The organism is Pseudomonas sp. XS1P51, from assembly GCF_054897845.1.
The window spans coordinates 5,296,220-5,316,919 of the sequence record NZ_CM142707.1 but is presented as its reverse complement, the minus strand read 5'-3'; the positions used below and the strand labels follow the sequence as shown (position 1 = coordinate 5,316,919).

The following is a 20,700-nucleotide window of genomic DNA, read 5'->3' as shown; positions in this document are numbered from 1 at the left end:
TCCTACAAGTCGGGTATTGCTTTTAAGTTGCGGTGAATTGCGTTTTGCACACAGCCAGATTGCTATCGACATGTTTATGCACACTGATTACTTAGTGCGGGAGCGAGCCTGCTCGCGATGACGTTACGCCAGACACCCACTCAGTGACTGTCAGACAGTTATCGCGAGCAGGCTCGCTCCCACAAGGTTTTTGCATGCTCGTTATTTGATCAACCGCCACGTGAACGGATACCGGTAAGGCACCCCTTCATTGGCTTTCACGCCACCGATGATCGTCAGCACCAGCGCACCGATCGCGACCAGACCCAACAGGAAGAACCCGACGATCACCACCATCAGCAGGAAGCAGATGGCGGAGGCAATGGCGACGGTGATCTGGAAGTTCAGTGCTTCCTTGCCTTGCGCATCGACAAACGGGTCCATCTCGCGCTTCATCTGCCAGAGAATAAGCGGGCCAATCAGCGTACCAAACGGAATCCAGATCCCCAGCAAGGCGGACAGGTGACAAAACATCGCCCACTGCCGAACCTCTTTGCTCGGGGTGGGAAGCAGCTGTTGCTCGTCACTCATAACGTCCTCCTTGCCTGGAGCGGTTCCGATCAGTCGGCCAGTGCAGCCTTTTGCAGTTCGAAGATTTCGGTCATGCCTTTCTTCGCCAACTCAAGCATAGCGTTCAGCTCTTCAGGCTGGAACGGTGCGCCTTCGGCCGTGCCCTGAACCTCGATGAAACCGCCCGTGCTGGTCATCACCACATTCAGGTCGGTCTCGGCAGCCGAGTCTTCCAGGTAGTCGAGGTCGAGCACAGGCTCGCCCTGATACATGCCCACCGAAACGGCAGCGATCATTTGCTTGAGCGGGTCGCCACCTTTCAGGCCGCCACGCTTCTTGATCACTTTCAAGGCATCGACCAGGGCAACCATGGCGCCGGTGATGGACGCGGTGCGGGTGCCGCCGTCAGCCTGGATCACGTCGCAGTCGACATACAGGGTGACGTCGCCCAGCTTGGACATGTCCAGCGAAGCACGCAGGGAACGACCGATCAGACGCTGGATTTCGAGGGTGCGGCCGCCTTGCTTGCCGCGGCTCGCCTCACGCTGGTTACGCTCGCCGGTGGCGCGCGGCAGCATGCCGTACTCGGCGGTTAACCAGCCTTGGCCCTGCCCCTTGAGGAAACGCGGCACGCCGTTTTCGACGCTGACGGTGCAGATGACCTTGGTATCACCGAACTCGACCAGTACAGATCCCTCGGCGTGTTTGGTGTAGTTGCGGGTAATGCGGATCGAGCGGAGCTGATCGGCAGCGCGACCACTTGGACGTTTCATAGGGAATACCTGTACGGGGACGGAAAACTGCGGAGCATTATAGAGCCGTGCGCCGCGACTGGGCACTTCTAAAAAATCCGCCCGACGACTGAAGGCCCGTAATAGAGCATAGCCGACGGCCTGCAGCTCTTTGTCACACCGTGTGTTTGGGCGCATCCGCCCCACTGCGCTACAATCCTGCGCCTTTGCTGCCTGTCGGCTTTAATTCACAGATAGCGGGTCCGCGAAACCTCGGGTTAGCGTCGACCTGCATTGCGAGGTACCTCCATGGTGCACAGCATGACCGCCTTCGCCCGCGTTGAAAAAGCCGGTGCCCAAGGCACCCTGAGCTGGGAATTGCGCTCGGTCAACAGCCGCTACCTGGAACCCCACCTGCGTCTGCCGGAGTCGTTTCGCGACCTCGAAGGCGCGGTCCGCGAAGCGCTGCGCCAGGGAATCTCCCGGGGCAAGCTCGAATGCACCCTGCGCTTCACCGAAGAAAACACCGACAAACCCCTGCAAGTGGACCGCGAGCGCGCCGCCCAATTGGTCGCCGCCGCCGAGACCATCGCCGGCCTGATCAAAAATCCGGCGGCGCTGAACCCGCTGGAAGTCCTGGCCTGGCCCGGCGTGCTGGTGGGCGATGCTACCGACCCGCAAGCCTTGAATGCCGAAGCCCTGGCGCTGTTCAACGAAGGCCTCAAAGAACTCAAGGCCGGCCGCGAGCGCGAAGGTGCGGAGCTGGCGCGGCTGATCAACGATCGCCTGACGTCCATTGAAGAAGACGTGGTGACCCTGCGTGAACTGGTCCCGCAGATGCTCGCCACCCAGCGCCAGAAAGTCCTCGACCGCTTTGCCGACATGAAAGCCGAGATGGACCCGCAGCGACTGGAACAGGAAATGGTCATGCTCGCTCAGAAGAGCGATGTCGCCGAAGAACTGGATCGCCTGAGCACTCACATCATCGAAGTTCGCCGGGTACTCAAATCCGGTGGCGCTGCCGGTCGGCGCCTGGACTTCCTGATGCAGGAACTCAACCGCGAAGCCAACACACTGGGCTCCAAAGCCTTCGACCCGCGCAGCACCCAGGCGGCGGTCAACCTCAAGGTGTTGATCGAGCAGATGCGCGAACAAGTGCAGAATATTGAGTAAGGCAAACCCGACATGACCCACAGCACCGGCACCCTGTACATCATTTCCGCACCTTCAGGTGCGGGCAAGAGCAGCCTGGTCAAGGCCCTGACCGACGCGAATCCGGAGATCCGCGTCTCGGTTTCCCACACCACCCGCGCCATGCGCCCCGGTGAAGTGAACGGCGTGAACTATCACTTCGTCGAACGCGGCGAGTTCGTGAAGATGATCGAACATGGGGATTTCCTTGAGCGCGCCGAAGTGTTCGGCAATCTCTACGGCACGTCGCAAAGCCACCTGCAGCAGACCTTGGACGAAGGCCACGACCTGATTCTGGAAATCGATTGGCAGGGTGCAGAGCAAGTGCGCAAGTTGATGCCCCAGGCCCGTTCGATCTTCATTCTGCCGCCGTCCCTGGAGGCCTTGCACCAACGCCTGACCAATCGCGGCCAGGACAGCGACGAAATCATTGACGGCCGCATGCGTGAAGCCGTCAGCGAGATGAGCCATTACGTCGACTACGACTACCTGATCATCAACGACGATTTCGCCCATGCGCTGCGCGATTTGCAGGCGATTTTCCGTGCCAATCAGCTGCATCAGAAGCGTCAGCAGCAGCGTCACGGTAAATTATTGGCTGAATTGCTCGGCTAAACAGCTCTTCCCAAAACCGCTGCAAGGGCTTTACATTGGTACTTGCAGCGCGTTGAAGGGCTTGGTCAAAAAATCAGCGCTTCCCTAATCGCTGGTGATTTTTTAAACTGTTGAGTCCGCTCGCCCAACCGGGCAGCGCGCATTTTGCATTCGCTCCGAGGAATACCATGGCCCGCGTAACCGTTGAAGACTGCCTAGAACACGTGGAAAACCGCTTTGAGCTGGTCATGCTCTCTACCAAGCGTGCCCGTCAACTGGCCACCGGCGGCAAAGAGCCCTTGGTTCAGTGGGAAAACGACAAGCCTACCGTTGTAGCCCTGCGTGAAATCGCTGAAGGCCTGATGAGCTACGAGTTCATCGCCAACGCTGAAATCGTCGAAGACGAACCGCTGTTCGCAGCGTTCGAGGACGAGTCCAACGAGGCAGTCTAAGCCTATGCCTGGTCGACGTAGCACGGCGCGGGGTCACAGCGAACGGCAGGAGTTATCATGCCGAGCATAGACGCCCTCGCCGATCGCTTATCGACCTACCTCGGCAAGGACCAGGTCAACCTGGTCCGCCGAGCGTACTTCTACGCCGAACAAGCCCACGACGGCCAACGCCGCCGCAGCGGTGAGGCGTACGTCACGCATCCTCTTGCAGTGGCGAATATTCTTGCCGACATGCACATGGACCATCAGAGCTTGATGGCTGCGATGCTGCATGACGTGATCGAAGACACCGGTATTGCCAAGGAAGCGCTGCAAGCGCAGTTCGGCGAAACCGTGGCCGAACTGGTCGACGGGGTCAGCAAACTGACCCAGATGAACTTCGAAACCAAAGCCGAAGCCCAGGCCGAAAACTTCCAGAAAATGGCCATGGCCATGGCCCGCGACATTCGCGTGATCCTGGTCAAACTGGCTGACCGCCTGCACAACATGCGCACGCTGGAAGTCCTGTCCGGCGAAAAGCGCCGGCGGATCGCCAAGGAAACCCTGGAAATCTATGCGCCCATCGCCAATCGGCTGGGCATGCACGCCATCCGCATAGAATTCGAAGACCTCGGCTTCAAGGCGATGCACCCGATGCGTTCCGCACGGATCAACCAGGCGGTCAAACGCGCCCGGGGCAACCGCAAGGAAATCGTCAACAAGATCGAAGAGTCTCTCAGCCACTGCCTGGCCATCGACGGCATTCAGGGCGAGGTCAGCGGTCGTCAGAAACACCTCTACGGCATCTACAAGAAAATGCGCGGCAAGCGTCGGGCCTTCAACGAGATCATGGACGTCTACGCGTTCCGGATCATCGTCGACAAGGTCGATACCTGCTACCGCGTGCTGGGTGCTGTGCATAATTTGTACAAACCGTTGCCGGGGCGCTTCAAGGATTACATCGCGATCCCCAAGGCCAACGGCTACCAGTCGCTGCACACCACGCTGTTTGGCATGCACGGTGTTCCGATCGAGATCCAGATTCGCACCCGCGAAATGGAAGAGATGGCCAACAACGGCATTGCCGCTCACTGGCTGTACAAATCCAGCGGCGACGAGCAGCCCAAAGGCACTCACGCCCGCGCCCGCCAGTGGGTCAAAGGCGTGCTGGAAATGCAGCAACGGGCCGGTAACTCGCTGGAATTCATCGAAAGCGTGAAGATCGACCTGTTCCCGGACGAGGTCTACGTGTTCACGCCCAAAGGCCGGATCATGGAGCTGCCCAAAGGCTCCACGGCGGTCGACTTCGCTTACGCGGTGCACACCGACGTGGGCAACAGCTGCATTGCCTGTCGGATCAATCGTCGACTCGCACCGCTGTCCGAACCGCTGCAAAGCGGCTCCACGGTCGAGATCGTCAGCGCTCCCGGCGCACGGCCGAATCCGGCGTGGCTCAACTTTGTCGTCACCGGCAAAGCACGTACCCACATCCGCCACGCGCTGAAACTGCAACGCCGCTCCGAGTCCATCAGCCTCGGCGAACGCCTGCTGAACAAGGTCCTCAACGGTTTCGACAGCTCCCTGGAAAAAGTCCCGGCCGAGCGCGTCAAGGCGATGCTCACCGAGTACCGCCTCGAACTGATCGAAGACCTGCTCGAAGACATCGGCCTGGGCAATCGCATGGCTTACGTGGTCGCCCGCCGCCTGCTCGGCGAAGGCGAACAACTGCCAAGCGCAGAAGGCCCATTGGCGATTCGCGGCACCGAAGGCCTGGTGCTCAGCTACGCCAAGTGCTGCACGCCGATCCCGGGCGACCCGATTGTCGGTCACCTGTCGGCGGGCAAAGGCATGGTCGTGCACCTGGACAACTGCCGCAACATCAGCGAAATCCGCCACAATCCGGAAAAATGCATCCAGCTCTCGTGGGCCAAGGATGTCACCGGCGAATTCAACGTCGAGCTGCGTGTCGAACTGGAACACCAGCGCGGTCTCATCGCGCTGCTGGCCAGCAGCGTCAACGCGGCCGACGGCAATATCGAAAAAATCAGCATGGACGAACGCGATGGTCGCATCAGCGTGGTCCAACTGGTGGTCAGCGTGCACGACCGCGTGCACCTGGCCCGCGTGATCAAGAAATTGCGCGCCCTGACCGGGGTGATTCGCATCACCCGCATGCGTGCGTAAGCCAACTATTACAAGGAGTCATTCATGACCAAGACTGTTATCACCAGCGACAAGGCCCCGGCCGCCATCGGCACTTACTCCCAGGCGATCAAGGCTGGCAACACCGTTTACATGTCGGGTCAAATTCCTCTGGACCCAAAAACCATGGAACTGGTTGAAGGCTTCGAAGCCCAGACCATCCAGGTGTTCGAGAACCTCAAAGCCGTGGCCGAAGCCGCCGGTGGTTCGTTCAAGGACATCGTCAAACTGAACATCTTCCTCACCGACCTGAGCCACTTCGCCAAGGTCAACGAGATCATGGGCAAGTACTTTGACCAGCCATACCCTGCCCGCGCCGCCATCGGCGTAGCGGCTCTGCCAAAGGGTTCGCAGGTTGAAATGGATGCCATTCTGGTCATCGAGTAATGTGTCCGGCGCAACCTTTTCAGGTTGCGCCGATTCTGTTCTGAAAGGATTCCACCATGCGCCAAGCGCTAGCTCTCTCGCTGGTCGCCCTGTTCTTGGGCGGATGTGCCAGCAACCCTGCCGACCGTGACATCAGCGGCACCTGGATCAACCAGGTGGCGATCGATGCTGCCTCCAAAGGCGCCCCCCTGCGTGAAGCGCTCCAGGCCTATGGCCCGAACCTGGAATGGGACGTCAACACCAAGGCCGGTCAGGCCCGCTACACCAACGGTTTTGAAAACGTCGAAGGCAAGCTGCTGGGCGAAGAGTCCGGCGCCTGGAAAGTCGACTTTTATGGCAGCTCCGGCAGTGAACTGAAACGTGACGGCAGCCAAATGAAACAGGCTGCCCTCGACAACGAACCGGAACAGGTCTTCGACCGTGCCCAGATTCCCGTGCCAGATGGCGCACCGATGGGCGCCAGCTTCGAACGCGCGCTATATTCGGCCTACATGGGTGGCAGCTGGAAAGTCGTCAGCGGTCCCGGTGAAGGCAATTCCGTGCAATTCCAGGCTGATGGTCAGGTCGCCGGCCTGCCGGGCGCTGATCGCTATGCCCTGTGTCTGGCCGGTGATTGCGCTTCGATGAGCGGCGGTAACGACAACATGTGGCTGCAGTTGAACGGCCAGGGGAATACCTGGATCTTTGCGCGCAAGGGCAAAGAGCTGGAAATTCTCCAGGCGGTGAACACGGCGCAAGCGGACGAAATGCCTCAGTTCACGCCGGGTGAGCGCAAGTGGTTGCTGGAAAAGCAGTAACCCGACCTCAGCTGTAGCGAAGATCCAATGTGGGAGCGGGCCTGCTCGCGATGAGGCCCTGACAGACAACGATGATGTTGAATGTCAGTGCCTCATCGCGAGCAAGCTCGCTCCCACAGTTGTTTTGGGTGTATGGAAGTCAGCTGCGGCCTTCGAGAATCGCGGCGTAGCCTTCTCGATAGGTGGGGTACTTCGGCGTCCAGCCCAATGCCTTCGCCCGAGCATTACTGCACTGCTTACTGCCAGTGCGCCGCACACTCGCATCCTCTGCCCATTCGGTCACGCCCAGATATTCGCGCAACCAACCCACCACTTCCGCGAGCGGTGCAGGTGCATCATCGACACCGATATAGACGTCATCCAGCACCACACCCCGCCGATCAGCTTCAAGCAAAAACGCCATCAGCCCCGCCGCATCGTCGGCATGAATGCGGTTGCCGTATAACGGCGGATCGATTGCCACGCGATAACCGCGACGAACCTGGGTCAGCAGCCATTCGCGGCCCGGGCCGTAGATACCGGTCAAGCGCACGATGCTCGCCGGGATACCGCTCTGGAGCGCAATTTGCTCTGCCTCCAGCATCAGTCGACCCGAATAGCCGGCAGCGATGGTCGGCGACGTTTCATCGACCCACTCGCCGCCCTGCTGGCCATAAACACTGCTGCTGGAAACGAACAGCAGTCGATTGGGGACCTGCCCGTAGTCGTTCAGCCAGCCCAGCACATGCTGCAAGCCCTGGACATAAGCGGCGCGGTAACCGGCTTCATCGTGATCGGTGGCCGCCGCGCAATACACCAGGTAATCCACTGCACCGACCGGCCAGGTCGCCGGACAGTCTTCACTGAACAAGTCGCCGGATACACCAATAACACCGTCCGGCAAGCGTGAAACATCACGGCGCAGGCCATGAACCTCCCACCCGGAAGCCAGCAATTGCGTGGCAAGACGACTGCCGACATCACCGCAACCGGCGATCAAAACAGAAGGCGCGGACATCAGAAAACTCCCATCAGAAAGGCACAGCCTAGCGCCGGCAAGGGACGAGCGGCTAGCAATCAAGGAAAAAAAGATACTCTATTACTTCTGTTAACAAGAATTACTTGCAATAATGCCCGCCACTTTTGCTCTCGGCCTTACGAGGCCTGGAAGAGCATCTACCGTTTTTCTTTCTCAGGTCCGGCCAGCATGACACGCAATCAATTCCCCGCTTCGCCAACCAAACGACCTCGCGCCTGGAGCGCGGTGGCCGCCCTGCTGCTCAGCCTGATGCTGGCGCCAACCGCCGCTTTCGCTGACGCACAAGCGCCTGCCACCCCGGCCGCCACTGAAGCTCACGCCGCCCCTGCTACCGCAGCTCCGGCCGCGACCGACCCGGCCCAGGCCGTAGACACCACCGCCGAAGACGTTCCTGAAGTCCTCGAAGCCGACAACACCCTGGGCATGGCCCACGACCTGTCGCCGTGGGGCATGTACCAAAACGCCGACATCATCGTGAAAATCGTGATGATCGGTCTGGCCATCGCGTCGATCATCACCTGGACCATCTGGATCGCCAAGGGTTTCGAGCTGATGGGCGCCAAGCGTCGTCTGCGCAATGAAATCGTCCACCTGAAAAAGGCCACCACCCTTAAAGAAGCCAGCGCGACGGCCACCAAGGCTGGCACCCTCGCCAACCTGCTGGTGCACGACGCACTGGAAGAAATGCACCTGTCGACCAACAGCCGCGAGAAAGAAGGCATCAAGGAACGCGTCGCCTTCCGCCTCGAACGCCTGGTTGCAGCCTGCGGTCGCAACATGAGCAGCGGTACCGGCGTGCTCGCCACCATCGGCTCCACCGCGCCGTTCGTCGGTCTGTTCGGTACCGTGTGGGGCATCATGAACAGCTTCATCGGCATCGCCAAAACCCAGACCACCAACCTCGCCGTCGTGGCTCCCGGCATCGCCGAAGCCCTGCTGGCGACTGCGCTGGGTCTGGTTGCAGCGATTCCGGCGGTTGTGATCTACAACGTGTTCGCCCGCTCCATCGCCGGTTACAAGGCGCAAGTGTCCGACGCATCGGCAGAAGTCCTGCTGCTAGTCAGCCGCGACCTCGACCACCAGCCTGAGCGCAGCTCGCAACCGCACATGGTGAAAGTGGGGTAATCGGCCATGGGCCTGCATTTGAAAGAAGGCGCAGACGACGATCTGGCCGAGAACCACGAAATCAACGTCACGCCGTTCATCGACGTGATGCTGGTGCTGTTGATCATCTTCATGGTGGCCGCCCCGTTGGCCACCGTGGACATCAAGGTCGATCTGCCTGCCTCCACCGCCAAACCGGCACCGCGGCCAGAGAAACCGGTGTTCCTCAGCGTTAAAGCTGACCAGCGTCTGTTCCTCGGTGAGGACGAAGTGAAGGCCGAAGCACTCGGCGCCACGCTCGACGCCAGGACCCAGGGCAAGAAAGACACGACAATCTTCTTCCAGGCCGATAAAGGCGTGGACTACGGCGACCTGATGAGCGTGATGGATAACCTGCGCTCCGCCGGTTACCTGAAGGTTGGCCTGGTCGGACTCGAGACGGCAGTCAAGAAATGATCACGACGCGCCATAAGCTGACGCGTTACAGCGGGAGCCTGGCCGTGGTGCTGGGCGTCCATGCGCTGGCCATTGCGCTGGCGCTGAACTGGACGTCGCGCCCACCCATCGAGCTGCCGCCGCAGGCGATGATGGTCGAGTTGGCGCCGGTTCCGGCCCCGCCACCGCCGGCACCGCCGAAGGTGATAACGCCGCCACAGCCACCTGCCCCGGTGGAAGAACTGCCGATCCCGAAACTGGCTGAAGCACCGAAGGCCGAAATTGCCGTGCCCAAGCCGGTCAAACCCAAACCGAAGCCGCAACCGCCCAAGCCGGTAGAGAAAAAGCCTGATCTGCCGAAGGAAAAACCTTCCGAGGAAAAACCGGCCGACACCCAACCGACCCAGGCACCGACGGAAAAATCCGCACAACCGGCACCCGGCCCATCGCCGGCGCAGCAAGCGGCCAAGGCCAGTTGGCAAGGCACCCTGCTCGCTCACCTGGCCAAGTACAAAAAGTACCCGGCCAGCGCTCAGGCGCGGAACAAGGAAGGTTTGAACCGTCTGCGCTTCGTGGTGGATGCCGAAGGTAACGTGTTGTCGTTCGAACTGGTGGGCCGCTCCGGCAACGCCGATCTGGACCGGGCCACCCTGGAAATGATCAAACGCGCCCAGCCGCTGCCCAAGCCACCGGCCGAGATGCTGAACAACGGCTCCATCGAAATCGTCGCACCGTTTGTTTACTCACTGGAAAAACGCCGGCGCTAAGACACCGCCGACCCGATGTGGGAGCGAGCCTGCTCGCGAATGCGGTGTAACAGTCAACGAAGAGGTTGAATGTGATGGCCTCTTCGCGAGCAGGCTCGCTCCCACAGGGTCATGTAACAACCAGAAAAGGCACCGAAAGGTGCCTTTTGCATATCCGCCAGCGGCAAACCTGCATTGCCCGGTGTCACTCAGTACACTCAGTCTGATAACGTGCGTCTATCGATTGCAGCCGGTATGCTTGGCCCGCAACTTCATGGACGCTCGCTATGACTCTGACAGAATTACGCTACATCGTTACCCTCGCCCAAGAGCAGCACTTCGGCCACGCGGCCGAGCGTTGCCACGTCAGTCAGCCGACCCTTTCGGTGGGCGTGAAAAAGCTTGAAGACGAACTCGGTGTGCTGATTTTCGAGCGCAGCAAGAGCGCCGTGCGCCTGACCCCGGTCGGCGAGGGCATCGTGGCGCAGGCACAGAAAGTCCTGGAGCAGGCCCAAGGCATCCGCGAACTGGCCCAGGCCGGCAAGAACCAACTGACCGCCCCGCTGAAAGTCGGCGCGATCTACACCGTCGGCCCGTACCTGTTCCCGCACCTGATCCCGCAACTGCACCGGGTCGCCCCGCAGATGCCGTTGTACATCGAAGAAAACTTCACTCACGTGCTGCGCGACAAACTGCGCAACGGCGAGCTGGACGCGATCATCATCGCCCTGCCGTTCAACGAAGCCGACGTGCTGACCCTGCAGCTCTACGACGAGCCGTTCTACGTCCTGATGCCGGCCCAGCACCCGTGGACGCAAAAAGAATCCATCGACGCCGCCCTGCTCAACGACAAGAGCCTGCTGCTGCTCGGCGAAGGCCACTGCTTCCGCGATCAAGTGCTGGAAGCGTGCCCGACCCTGGCCAAAGGCAACGACGGCGCCAAGCACACCACGGTGGAATCCAGCTCTCTGGAAACCATTCGCCACATGGTCGCGTCCGGGCTCGGCATTTCGATCCTGCCGCTCTCGGCCGTCGACAGCCATCACTACGCCCCCGGCGTGATCGAAGTGCGTCCACTGACGCCACCGGTACCGTTCCGCACCGTGGCCATCGCCTGGCGCGCGAGCTTCCCGCGGCCGAAGGCGATTGAAATCCTCGCTGACTCCATTCGCCTGTGCTCGGTGGCCAAGCCGCCGGTGCCAGTGGCCGCAGGTTAAGCCGCAGCCATGACCGAGTTGTCGCAAGTGTCAGTGACGGCACTCAAGGGTGTCGGCGAAGCCATGGCCGAAAAATTGGCCAAGGTCGGCCTGGAGAATCTCCAGGACGTGCTGTTCCACCTGCCGCTGCGGTATCAGGACCGCACTCGCGTGGTCCCGATCGGTCATTTGCGCCCTGGGCAAGACGCCGTCATCGAAGGCACCGTCAGCGGCGCCGACGTGGTCATGGGCCGACGCCGCAGCCTCGTTGTACGCCTGCAAGACGGCACCGGCGGACTCAGCCTGCGTTTCTACCATTTCAGCAACGCCCAGAAAGAAGGCCTCAAGCGCGGCACGCGGATTCGCTGCTACGGCGAAGCACGGCCCGGCGCGTCGGGTTTGGAGATCTATCATCCGGAGTATCGCGCCATCACCGGCGACGAGCCGCCGCCGGTGGACGAAACCCTGACCCCCGTCTACCCGCTCACCGAAGGCCTGACCCAACAGCGATTGCGCCAGTTGTGCATGCAGACCCTGACGATGCTCGGCCCGACCAGCCTGCCCGACTGGCTGCCGACCGAACTGGCGCGGGACTATCAACTGGCGCCGCTGGCCGACGCGATCCGCTACCTGCATCACCCGCCGGCCGACGCCGATGTCGACGAACTCGCCCTCGGTCATCATTGGGCCCAGCACCGTTTGGCTTTCGAGGAACTGCTGACCCATCAACTGTCCCAGCAGCGTCTACGCGAAAGCATGCGTTCCCTGCGCGCGCCAGCCATGCCGAAAGCCACCCAGCTACCGGCCAGGTATTTGGCCAATCTGGGCTTTACACCCACGGGCGCCCAGCAACGGGTCGGCAATGAAATCGCCTACGACCTCAGTCAGCACGAGCCCATGCTGCGGCTGATTCAGGGTGACGTCGGCGCCGGTAAAACCGTGGTCGCCGCCCTCGCCGCGTTGCAGGCATTGGAAGCGGGTTATCAGGTCGCATTGATGGCCCCTACCGAAATCCTCGCCGAGCAGCACTTCGTCACCTTCAAGCGCTGGCTCGAACCGTTGGGCATTGAAGTCGCGTGGCTGGCCGGCAAGCTCAAGGGCAAGAACCGCGTAGCCGCACTGGAGCAGATCGCCAGCGGCACACCGATGGTGGTCGGCACCCACGCGCTGTTCCAGGACGAAGTGCAGTTCAAGAACCTCGCGCTGGTGATCATCGACGAACAACACCGCTTCGGCGTGCAGCAGCGCCTGGCGCTACGGCAAAAAGGCGTTGGCGGGCGGATGTGTCCGCACCAGTTGATCATGACCGCCACGCCGATTCCACGGACGCTGGCCATGAGCGCCTACGCCGACCTGGATACTTCGATCCTCGACGAACTGCCGCCCGGTCGAACCCCGGTGAACACCGTGCTGGTCACCGACACCCGACGCGTTGAAGTCATCGAACGGGTGCGCGGCGCTTGTGCCGAGGGGCGTCAGGCCTACTGGGTGTGTACGCTGATCGAAGAATCGGAAGAGCTGACCTGCCAAGCGGCGGAAACGACGTACGAAGACCTCACCGCTGCACTCGGCGAGCTGAAGGTCGGCTTGATCCACGGCCGCATGAAGCCTGTCGAGAAAGCCGCGGTCATGGCCGAGTTCAAGGCCGGCAACCTGCAACTGCTGGTCGCGACCACCGTGATCGAAGTCGGCGTAGACGTCCCGAACGCCAGCCTGATGATCATCGAAAACCCCGAACGCCTGGGCCTCGCACAGTTGCACCAGTTGCGTGGTCGCGTCGGTCGGGGCAGTGCCGCCAGCCATTGCGTGCTTTTGTACCATCCACCGCTGTCACAAATCGGCCGTCAGCGACTGGGGATCATGCGCGAAACCAACGACGGTTTTGTCATCGCCGAGAAGGACCTTGAACTGCGTGGCCCTGGCGAAATGCTCGGCACACGGCAGACCGGTCTGCTTCAATTCAAGGTCGCCGACCTGATGCGCGACGCCGATTTGCTGCCCGCCGTACGCGACGCCGCCCAGGCATTGCTGGAGCGCTGGCCGGATCACGTCAGCCCGCTGCTCGACCGCTGGCTGCGCCACGGGCAGCAATACGGCCAAGTGTGAGCACCGTCGCAGTTTCTGGACCATCGCTCCGAGCAAGCTGGTTATACTCCTGCAATTGTTTCGAAAACGGATACACACCATGACCGAAGCTGCCCTCGCCCCCGAAACCCCGCATGCTCCGTCTGTTATTCGGCTGCTGCTCGGCAAGCTGGGCATCGCCTACGAAGAAGTCATCGAACACCACGGTCTGAACGCCTCGCGCAAAGTACAGGCGGTTTTGCTCGACGACGCCGTGGGCGCGCTGATGGTGCTGTTTCCGCAGAGCCAATTACTCGACCTCAATCGCCTCGCTGAACTCACCGGCCGCCGCCTCACGGCCGTGCCGACCGAACGCCTGGTCAAAATGCTCGGCAAACACAACCTGAGCCTGCTGCCCGGCCTGCCGGCGCTGACCAGCTCACCGTGCCTGTACGAAGAAAGCCTGCTGCGCGAACCGAAGTTGCTGATCAACTCGGGCGAGCCGGGCGTATTGCTGGAAATCACCAGCGAAGCCTTCAAAACCATGCTGACCAAGGCCAGCGCCGCCAACTTCGGCGAAGCCCTGACCCGCATCCGCCCGAACCTCGACCGCCCCGACGATGACCGCGAGGAAATCACCCAGGCCGTTCAAGCGTTCACCGCGCGGCGCATCCAGCAACGCCTGGAAGCAACCATCGAAATTCCGCCGTTGGCCGAGACCGCGCAGAAAATCATCAAGCTGCGCGTCGACCCCAACGCCACCATCGACGACATCACCGGCGTCGTCGAAACCGACCCGGCCCTGGCCGCGCAAGTCGTGAGCTGGGCCGCATCGCCGTACTACGCGTCGCCGGGCAAGATTCGTTCGGTGGAAGACGCGATCGTCCGGGTGCTGGGTTTCGACCTGGTGATCAACCTGGCGCTGGGCCTGGCCCTGGGCAAAACCCTGAGCCTGCCCAAAGACCATCCGCAACACACCACGCCGTACTGGCAGCAATCGATCTACACCGCCGCCGTCATCGAAGGCCTGACCCGCGCCATGCCGCGCGCCCAGCGCCCGGAAGCCGGCCTGACCTACCTTGCCGGCCTGCTGCACAACTTCGGCTACTTGCTGCTGGCCCACGTGTTCCCGCCGCACTTCTCGCTGATCTGCCGCCACCTGGAGGTCAACCCGCACCTGTGCCACAGCTTTGTCGAGCAGCACCTGCTGGGCATCAGCCGCGAACAGATCGGCTCGTGGCTGATGCGCTACTGGGACATGCCGGACGAACTGGCCACCGCGTTGCGCTTCCAGCACGACCCGAGCTACGACGGCGCGTATGCCGAATACCCGAACCTTGTGTGCCTGTCCGTGCGCCTGCTGCGTAGTCGCGGGATTGGGTCCGGGCCGGATGAAGACATCCCGGATGCGTTGCTGGAACGCGTCGGCCTGACGCGGGAGAAAGCCAACGACGTCGTCAGCAAAGTGCTTGAGGCTGAAGTGCTGCTGCGCGAACTCGCTTCGCAATTCAGCCAGGCCTAAAAGCTTCGCGAGCAGGCTCGCTCCCACAGGGTTTAGATGATCCCTTGTGGGAGCGAGCCTGCTCGCGATGAATCCACCCCGATCCAACTGAATCACCACAACTCCTGTGGCGAGGGGACTTGTCGGAATGCCGCACCACCCCGTTCGACTGCGCAGCAGTCGCAAACCAGCCAACGCAGTGTGTCAGATACAACCGAGGTCTCAGACTTTAGGACCGCTTCGCAGCTCAACGGGGGCAAGCCCCCTCGCCACAAAAAGCCCTTCACCACCGACGTGAGGCCAATTCTCAGGCCTTAGCCTTCGCCTTGCGCGGCTTCAAATACTTGGTCAACCCCTGAAACCAGATCACCAGCGCCGGGTTGCCCTTGATCTGAATCGACTTATCCTGAATCCCCGTCATAAACGCCAACTGCTTGTTCTTCGCCTGCATCGTGGCAAAACCATACGCCGCATCCTTAAAGGCAATCGCAAACGCCGGCTCGGCATACACGCCCGACTTGCTGGTAATGCGCTGGTCTTTCACAAAAAAATGCCGCGCCACTTTCCCGTCCAGGGTCTGTAGCTGAAACACCAATTCCTTGTCACCCAACTGCTGCTGAAACGCAGGATTAGTCCGACTGGCCTTACCCATCAACAAACCCAGCATCCACAGAAGAAAACGAAATTTCATGCGCACAGCCTCAAGAGAAAAATGAACGGCCGGCGCAGTGTAGCGGCTTCAAGCGAGAACGCCACCATTGCGCAGCGTTAGAAGAAGATGCCCGTCTTTTTGACGCCAATGACTACCAAGTCACGCCATCCCGTGACGGGCTACGCCACATTCAAACACCCGCCCTACACCTGAAGAAACACAATCCTGTAGGAGCTGCCGAAGGCTGCGATCTTTTGATCCCGATCCCCTCAAACCTCTCGGACATTTCCTTCAACACGCCGGGCTGTCGGTGAACTAGGCACCCTTCACTTTCACCGATAACCTTTGGTCGTCGCCGCAAAATCGGTGGCACGGATGTGCAAGTCCGTAACCAGGAGAGAATTTATTAACTCCGAGGATTTATACCTATGCCCCATCCATCAGCTAACTCGCCCGAAAACGAAGCCACCTCCCCCTACGATTCCTTCGATTCAAAGAAACTCCACGAAGCCGCCGAACGCGCCCTCGACCACCATTTCGCCCCGCCGCCCAGCGATAAACCCAAGCCTCGTAAAGGCAACCTCTTCACCGTCTCCCCCGACATCGACACCGAAGCCCTTCTGGCCAACGCCTCGGAAGACCTGCTGTCCATCAGCGCCATCGCCGCGAACCTGGCTGACGATGTTGACGGCACTCTGCGCTCCGTAGCGTTGGCGCTCAGCAGAATGTCGGATGGGGTTAGGTTGTTGGTGGAGCGAGCACTGGATCACATTGATTCGCCGAATCCGGCGGAGCATCGCGCCAACGCGAAATAGCGAACTGGGGGATGGGTTCAGCCTAAAAACCCATCCCTTCCCCCGTTCTACGGCCGACTGTCTTTTGGGCAGAAAATAGCGACGACACCACTTAACAGACTCAACACAAACAGCACCCACGCCACGGTGAAGGCGACATCAAGGCCACCGGAAATGCTTCCGCTGCCAGTCGATCCGGCAGCAATACCACCCAGCCCCAGCACTGCACTGAATATCGAAAGGGCTAACAACACAGCCGCCAAAATCCCCAAGGCTTTACGCATTACAGTGCTCCTTCATTCGTCGAGTCCTTCATGGACATGCTTGAGTCGAAAACCTGTGCACCGCGAGGTTGAGCAGGATGCTTTTCTCTGACGCAGAGTCTCTCATTTCGTCGCAGGATTAGTAGTCGTCATCACGTCCCGTGGGTTTCCAGTTGATGTCTTTATCGCCGTGATAGCCCTGAACAGGGTGTGGCGGCAGTGGATAATCTTTCGCTAAGCCAGGAAACTGCAGATTTGGATCTTTGAATAGCTGACTAGAAATATTGCTATAAGCTTTCGCCAACTTCTCATTTTTTACATAGCCGAAATCGCCATCCATAAAAGTACTTTCTATGACTAATGCTGCTTTGCGCAAACCTAATGCTGCCGCACGCTGATAATAGTGCACGGCAACAGGATAATTAGCGTCAATATTCTTGTTATATGAAGCTATTTTGTAAGTTACATCTGAATAGTCCTGTGCATCTGCACACCTAAGGTACCTAAGCCCTACAGAATCTCTGTTTTTATCATATATATAAATGTACCCAATCTGGGTTTGCGCCTGAGGATTACCAAAATCTGCTGCCTTGATCAAAAAGAGCATAAAATCTTTATCAGACTGCACTACTCCAACGCCACGTCGAGTCATAACACTCATATCGTAATAGCCCAACGGGGCCTTTAACTTCACCATCTCCATGTACAGGTCAATAGCTTTATTTGTATCCTTGGCAACCCCGTCACCGCGCAAATAAAGCTCGGCAAGATTGTGCATGGCCTTCCAGTGATTTTTCTCTACCGCCTGCTGATAGAACTGAGCGACTTCCGTCCATTTCGGTAGACGCTCTTTACTGATAGAGCGTCCCTGTTGAAACCACTGCTCCGCCTGTTGATTCAAAGGCGGGGCAACATCTTGTTCATGGACACACTTGAATTCGTCGGCCACAACAAGCCCACTAGCACTTAATAAGCCCGTAGCCAGCAAACCTTTAATAATCGTCATCACGCCCAGTAGGTTTCCAATTGATATCCTTATCACCGTGGTAACCCTGAACCGGATTTGGAGGAAGAGGAATATCTTTGGCTAGATTAGGAAGACGAAGTTCTGGATTTTTTGATAATTGGCTCGACACTTCGTAATACGCCTTGGCTAGCCTCTCATCCTTCTTATAAGAAAACTTACCTTCGCGAAATGTATCCTTAATTTCCATTGCGCCTTTACGCTCCCCCAAGGAAGCAGCGCGTTGATAGTAATGCATTGCCACGGGGTAGTTCCTATCCACCACCTCGTAGTAGCCACCCAGCTCATAATTTGCTTCTGCATCGTCCTGATGCGCAGCGCAGCGTAAATAAGACTCACCTAGCTTGTATTTCTTTAGATCATATATGTATATGCTCCCCAGTCTAAGTTGGGCTAGAGGGCTGCCTAGATCTCCTGCCTTTAATAGGAACATCATCGCATTTTTATCCGACTGGACCACCCCCACTCCTCGCTGAGTCATTACACTCATATCGTAATAACCAAGAGGAACCTCCAACTTGACCATTAACATATATAGATCAATTGCTTTATTTGTATCCTTTTCAAGGCCATCACCTCGCAAATACAACTCTGCAAGATTATGCATTGCCTTCCAGTGATTTTTCTCTACAGCACGCTGGTATAGACGCGCCACTTCGGCCCAATCTGGCAGCCGCTCTTTACTGATCGATCGAGCTTGTTTAAACCATTGATCCGCTTGTTGATCCAGAGGCGGTGCAGTATCTAACTCATGGATACATTTGAATTCATCAGCCATGGCTGCACCTCCAGTAAAAAATAATAAAAATGCGAATATTGAGTTAATCAACCGCTTTTGCATAAGGCGTCACCAAATCCCAAAATCTAACAAGGTGCCCCTCAAGAGGCAGGTTTTGTTTCTGATTCCTCCAATTCTTTTTTACCGCGCGCTCCCAGTTATCAAAGTCATCCTTAATATTATCGCTCGGAGTACTGCCTTCCGCGCTAACAGCCCCCCCCGAATGCATCGCCCACAACCGCTCTCTCCAAGTCCGCGTCGTTTTCGGACTAGGCATGGCGATGTTCAATTCAGAGTCAGTCTGCAAGCTGCGTAAGTTGATATTGGCCGAGCCCAGAGTAAAGAACAGGTCATCAACCAACAGCAATTTGCTGTGCACATAAATCGACTTGTACTGCGCCGTGCCTTGTTCAGGGCCGAGGTGTTCTTCGATGGCCTTATCCGTTTGCCGCTCTGCACTGGTTTTCGCGGCCACCGGAGCGCCACTGTCCTTGCAGCTGACCAGGGTGGCAACGATGATTTTGAGCCCCTTCGGCGGGATCAGTTCAGGTTCCAGTTCTCGAGCCGCGGCCTGGTTGTAGTGCTTGTTGGGGTCCGTTTCGATCAGGTCGTCGGCGCGGCTGGAGTCGATGTTCTCCTTGGCCATTTGCGCTTTCACGTCTGCCAGGTCCCGATCGCGCTGAGGTGAGCTGGGGTGGGCCGTCAATTCACGTTCGCGGAGGGCGAGTTGGCGTTGGTCGTATTTGAGATCGCGGTGAGCCAAGGGCATCAGCTCTCCCTGGCCGAGGGTATCCAGTGTCTCGTGAGTGGTGCTTGAGAAGTGCCCGCTTTCCGGGTTGTTGGTCACCACAAACAGGTACAGGTCTTGAAGCTTGCCCGCGGCGGTGTAGTCGGCCGCGGTTTTTTTCAGGCGTTCGGCCAAGGGTTTGTAGCGGAAATACTGGTTCTCGATGTAGGCGTACTGGTGCACGTTGCCCAGTGCCTTTTCATACACTTCGAGAATGGTGGTTTCCGGCCCTTCTTCTGGCTGGGTTCTGCAGATTTGCGCAGGCTCGCCACCATTGCAGATGAGGCTCAATGGCTTGACCACTTTTCGCTGGTCGATCAAGGAGCCGCTGAAGGCACGTTTTATCCAGTTGGTGCCCTTGTCCCAGGCATTGCAAAAGTTGTGGTTGAGGTCGAACAGCACCGGGCCGCGCACATGCAAGGAGAGGTCCTGCCAGGGGCCGAAGCCTTGGTCGCGCTGACCGGCCTGGTCGTCGAAGGCATGCTCGGTGGTATCCCAATAGTTGCGTTGCAGGTTGTGCCCCATGACGAAGCCTTCGGCCGTTTGCGGGTCCATGTAGTCGATCACCAGGGTTTTCTGGTGATGGCTGGGAAACAGGCCGAGTGCGAGCATCTGAATAAAAGGCACATCCGGGGACTCGCTTTTCATCAACCGCCACAGAATGGCAAGACGCCCGTAATGGACCCGCAAGCCGTTTTCGTCGTCGTAGGTCAGCTCACCCGCCCAGTTGAAGTCACGCGTGCGAAATTCGATGTTGCGTGCCTCACTGCTGTGCACCCAACGGTGCCAGTCACGCGTCTTGATCTGTTCGTTCGGGTCTTGCACTGTTCCGCCCGAATCGCTGCCCTTGGTGTAGCCACTGTTCAGCGCATCCAGGTCAATCTGGATCTTGATCAACTTGTCACGCGCGGCGCGTCTGCCACTTTCGTCGCTTGGCGAAAGCTTGGCCAGCTTTGCTTGCTCTTCCTGCTGCTTTTGCAGGAGCTTCTGGCGTTTGGCGTCTCGTCCGCTGATGTCCGCAGGCTGGCCCTGGGTCATGCCCGAGCCCATCGACGTTCCGCCAGAACCGTTCCAGCCCTCACCGATGACCGAGTTTTCCCCGAGCTGGGCCAGTCGGTTATTCCAGATCAGCACGCGCACTTCCACGCCCTGATCAGCCTTTTTCTTGAGCAATTCGCCCAGGCTGAGGCTGTCGGCCGAGCCGCGATTGAGGCGCAGGCCCGGGTCGAACCCCCAACTGATGAGATCGATGCTGCGCTTGGCCTTCTGTATGCATTCATACACTTTGCCGAAGGCTTCTTCGCCACACACCAGCGGGGTGACGATGTTGCCCGCCGGGCGTGGCGGGCTCAGCGGATTGTTTTTGTGCGCGAACCAGTCGGCACTCAGGGTCGCGCTGCTCTCGGCAACCGAAAGCGATAGTTTTTGATCGAGGTAGGTCATTCAAGTAACTCCT

Annotated in this window: 21 protein-coding genes; 13 read left to right on the top strand and 8 right to left on the bottom strand. The window is 59.0% G+C overall.

The features are described 5' to 3' along the window. Nucleotides 1-201: 201 nt before the first annotated feature. Together ACYZUD_RS24650 and rph are read right to left on the bottom strand one after the other, a co-directional pair. Nucleotides 202-570 carry a DUF4870 domain-containing protein gene (locus tag ACYZUD_RS24650; protein ID WP_462020554.1) on the bottom strand — a complete coding sequence of 123 codons (369 nt, stop codon included), beginning with the start codon at nucleotides 568-570 and terminating at the stop codon, nucleotides 202-204. 29 nt (nucleotides 571-599) lie between these two features. Continuing rightward, nucleotides 600-1,322: a ribonuclease PH gene (gene rph, locus ACYZUD_RS24645; protein ID WP_010465211.1), complete on the bottom strand. Its 723-nt coding sequence runs from the start codon at nucleotides 1,320-1,322 to the stop codon at nucleotides 600-602. A gap of 267 nt (nucleotides 1,323-1,589) precedes the next feature. Between rph and ACYZUD_RS24640 the strand changes: the two genes are divergently transcribed. The 6 genes from ACYZUD_RS24640 (at nucleotide 1,590) to ACYZUD_RS24615 (ending at nucleotide 6,882) form a co-directional block, all read left to right on the top strand. Then, the gene (locus ACYZUD_RS24640) at nucleotides 1,590-2,453 is read left to right on the top strand and encodes a YicC/YloC family endoribonuclease (protein ID WP_008150145.1); all 864 of its coding nucleotides are present in this window, start codon (nucleotides 1,590-1,592) and stop codon (nucleotides 2,451-2,453) included. Between the two features lie 12 nt (nucleotides 2,454-2,465). Continuing rightward, the gene (gmk, locus tag ACYZUD_RS24635) at nucleotides 2,466-3,086 is read left to right on the top strand and encodes a guanylate kinase (RefSeq protein WP_462020553.1); all 621 of its coding nucleotides are present in this window, start codon (nucleotides 2,466-2,468) and stop codon (nucleotides 3,084-3,086) included. A gap of 167 nt (nucleotides 3,087-3,253) precedes the next feature. Then, entirely contained in the window at nucleotides 3,254-3,517 is a 264-nt protein-coding gene (gene rpoZ, locus ACYZUD_RS24630) for a DNA-directed RNA polymerase subunit omega (RefSeq protein WP_003177259.1), read from the top strand. A gap of 57 nt (nucleotides 3,518-3,574) precedes the next feature. Beyond that, nucleotides 3,575-5,680: a bifunctional GTP diphosphokinase/guanosine-3',5'-bis pyrophosphate 3'-pyrophosphohydrolase gene (gene spoT / locus ACYZUD_RS24625; RefSeq protein ID WP_084317762.1), complete on the top strand. Its 2,106-nt coding sequence runs from the start codon at nucleotides 3,575-3,577 to the stop codon at nucleotides 5,678-5,680. Between the two features lie 24 nt (nucleotides 5,681-5,704). After that, nucleotides 5,705-6,085, top strand: a complete 381-nt coding sequence (locus ACYZUD_RS24620; protein WP_015097371.1) for a RidA family protein — start codon at nucleotides 5,705-5,707, stop codon at nucleotides 6,083-6,085. A 56-nt stretch (nucleotides 6,086-6,141) separates the two neighbouring features. Further along, nucleotides 6,142-6,882 (top strand): hypothetical protein, encoded by a 741-nt coding sequence (locus ACYZUD_RS24615; RefSeq protein WP_462020552.1) that lies wholly within the window; start codon nucleotides 6,142-6,144, stop codon nucleotides 6,880-6,882. Nucleotides 6,883-7,021: 139 nt separating this feature from the next. Here ACYZUD_RS24615 and ACYZUD_RS24610 read toward each other — a convergent pair whose 3' ends face one another. Next, a complete protein-coding gene (locus ACYZUD_RS24610; RefSeq protein WP_462020551.1) occupies nucleotides 7,022-7,879 on the bottom strand; it encodes an SDR family oxidoreductase in 858 nt (285 codons plus the stop codon). Nucleotides 7,880-8,068: 189 nt separating this feature from the next. Here ACYZUD_RS24610 and exbB point away from each other — a divergent pair, with 189 nt between their 5' ends. From exbB to ACYZUD_RS24580, 6 genes are all read left to right on the top strand, one after another. Beyond that, nucleotides 8,069-9,025, top strand: coding sequence for a tonB-system energizer ExbB (gene exbB, locus ACYZUD_RS24605; protein WP_462020550.1), 957 nt, complete (start codon nucleotides 8,069-8,071; stop codon nucleotides 9,023-9,025). Between the two features lie 6 nt (nucleotides 9,026-9,031). Then, nucleotides 9,032-9,460 carry a TonB system transport protein ExbD gene (gene exbD, locus ACYZUD_RS24600; RefSeq protein ID WP_462020549.1) on the top strand — a complete coding sequence of 143 codons (429 nt, stop codon included), beginning with the start codon at nucleotides 9,032-9,034 and terminating at the stop codon, nucleotides 9,458-9,460. After that, a complete protein-coding gene (locus tag ACYZUD_RS24595) occupies nucleotides 9,457-10,206 on the top strand; it encodes a TonB family protein (RefSeq protein WP_462020548.1) in 750 nt (249 codons plus the stop codon). The genes exbD and ACYZUD_RS24595 overlap by 4 nt, the downstream gene beginning before the upstream one ends. 266 nt (nucleotides 10,207-10,472) lie before the next feature. Then, nucleotides 10,473-11,402: a LysR substrate-binding domain-containing protein gene (locus ACYZUD_RS24590; RefSeq protein WP_462020547.1), complete on the top strand. Its 930-nt coding sequence runs from the start codon at nucleotides 10,473-10,475 to the stop codon at nucleotides 11,400-11,402. Nucleotides 11,403-11,411: 9 nt separating this feature from the next. Further along, entirely contained in the window at nucleotides 11,412-13,487 is a 2,076-nt protein-coding gene (gene recG, locus ACYZUD_RS24585; RefSeq protein WP_462020546.1) for an ATP-dependent DNA helicase RecG, read from the top strand. A 79-nt stretch (nucleotides 13,488-13,566) separates the two neighbouring features. Further along, a complete protein-coding gene (locus tag ACYZUD_RS24580; RefSeq protein WP_462020545.1) occupies nucleotides 13,567-14,967 on the top strand; it encodes an aminoacyl-tRNA deacylase and HDOD domain-containing protein in 1,401 nt (466 codons plus the stop codon). A 286-nt stretch (nucleotides 14,968-15,253) separates the two neighbouring features. Here ACYZUD_RS24580 and ACYZUD_RS24575 read toward each other — a convergent pair whose 3' ends face one another. Continuing rightward, nucleotides 15,254-15,637: a hypothetical protein gene (locus tag ACYZUD_RS24575; protein WP_038980709.1), complete on the bottom strand. Its 384-nt coding sequence runs from the start codon at nucleotides 15,635-15,637 to the stop codon at nucleotides 15,254-15,256. A gap of 389 nt (nucleotides 15,638-16,026) precedes the next feature. Between ACYZUD_RS24575 and ACYZUD_RS24570 the strand changes: the two genes are divergently transcribed. Further along, nucleotides 16,027-16,413, top strand: a complete 387-nt coding sequence (locus ACYZUD_RS24570) for a DUF6124 family protein (RefSeq protein WP_462020544.1) — start codon at nucleotides 16,027-16,029, stop codon at nucleotides 16,411-16,413. A gap of 47 nt (nucleotides 16,414-16,460) precedes the next feature. Here the strand turns inward: ACYZUD_RS24570 and ACYZUD_RS24565 are convergent, their stop codons facing one another. The 4 genes from ACYZUD_RS24565 to ACYZUD_RS24550 all read right to left on the bottom strand — a co-directional run bounded on the left by ACYZUD_RS24565 (nucleotide 16,461) and on the right by ACYZUD_RS24550 (nucleotide 20,687). Beyond that, nucleotides 16,461-16,676: a hypothetical protein gene (locus ACYZUD_RS24565; protein WP_462020543.1), complete on the bottom strand. Its 216-nt coding sequence runs from the start codon at nucleotides 16,674-16,676 to the stop codon at nucleotides 16,461-16,463. A 118-nt stretch (nucleotides 16,677-16,794) separates the two neighbouring features. Then, on the bottom strand, nucleotides 16,795-17,661 hold the full coding sequence (locus tag ACYZUD_RS24560) for a tetratricopeptide repeat protein (protein ID WP_462025107.1): 867 nt from the start codon (nucleotides 17,659-17,661) through the stop codon (nucleotides 16,795-16,797). Further along, a complete protein-coding gene (locus ACYZUD_RS24555; RefSeq protein ID WP_462020542.1) occupies nucleotides 17,648-18,457 on the bottom strand; it encodes a tetratricopeptide repeat protein in 810 nt (269 codons plus the stop codon). The genes ACYZUD_RS24560 and ACYZUD_RS24555 overlap by 14 nt, the downstream gene beginning before the upstream one ends. A gap of 43 nt (nucleotides 18,458-18,500) precedes the next feature. Continuing rightward, the gene (locus tag ACYZUD_RS24550; protein WP_462020541.1) at nucleotides 18,501-20,687 is read right to left on the bottom strand and encodes a phospholipase D-like domain-containing protein; all 2,187 of its coding nucleotides are present in this window, start codon (nucleotides 20,685-20,687) and stop codon (nucleotides 18,501-18,503) included. Nucleotides 20,688-20,700: the final 13 nt, after the last annotated feature.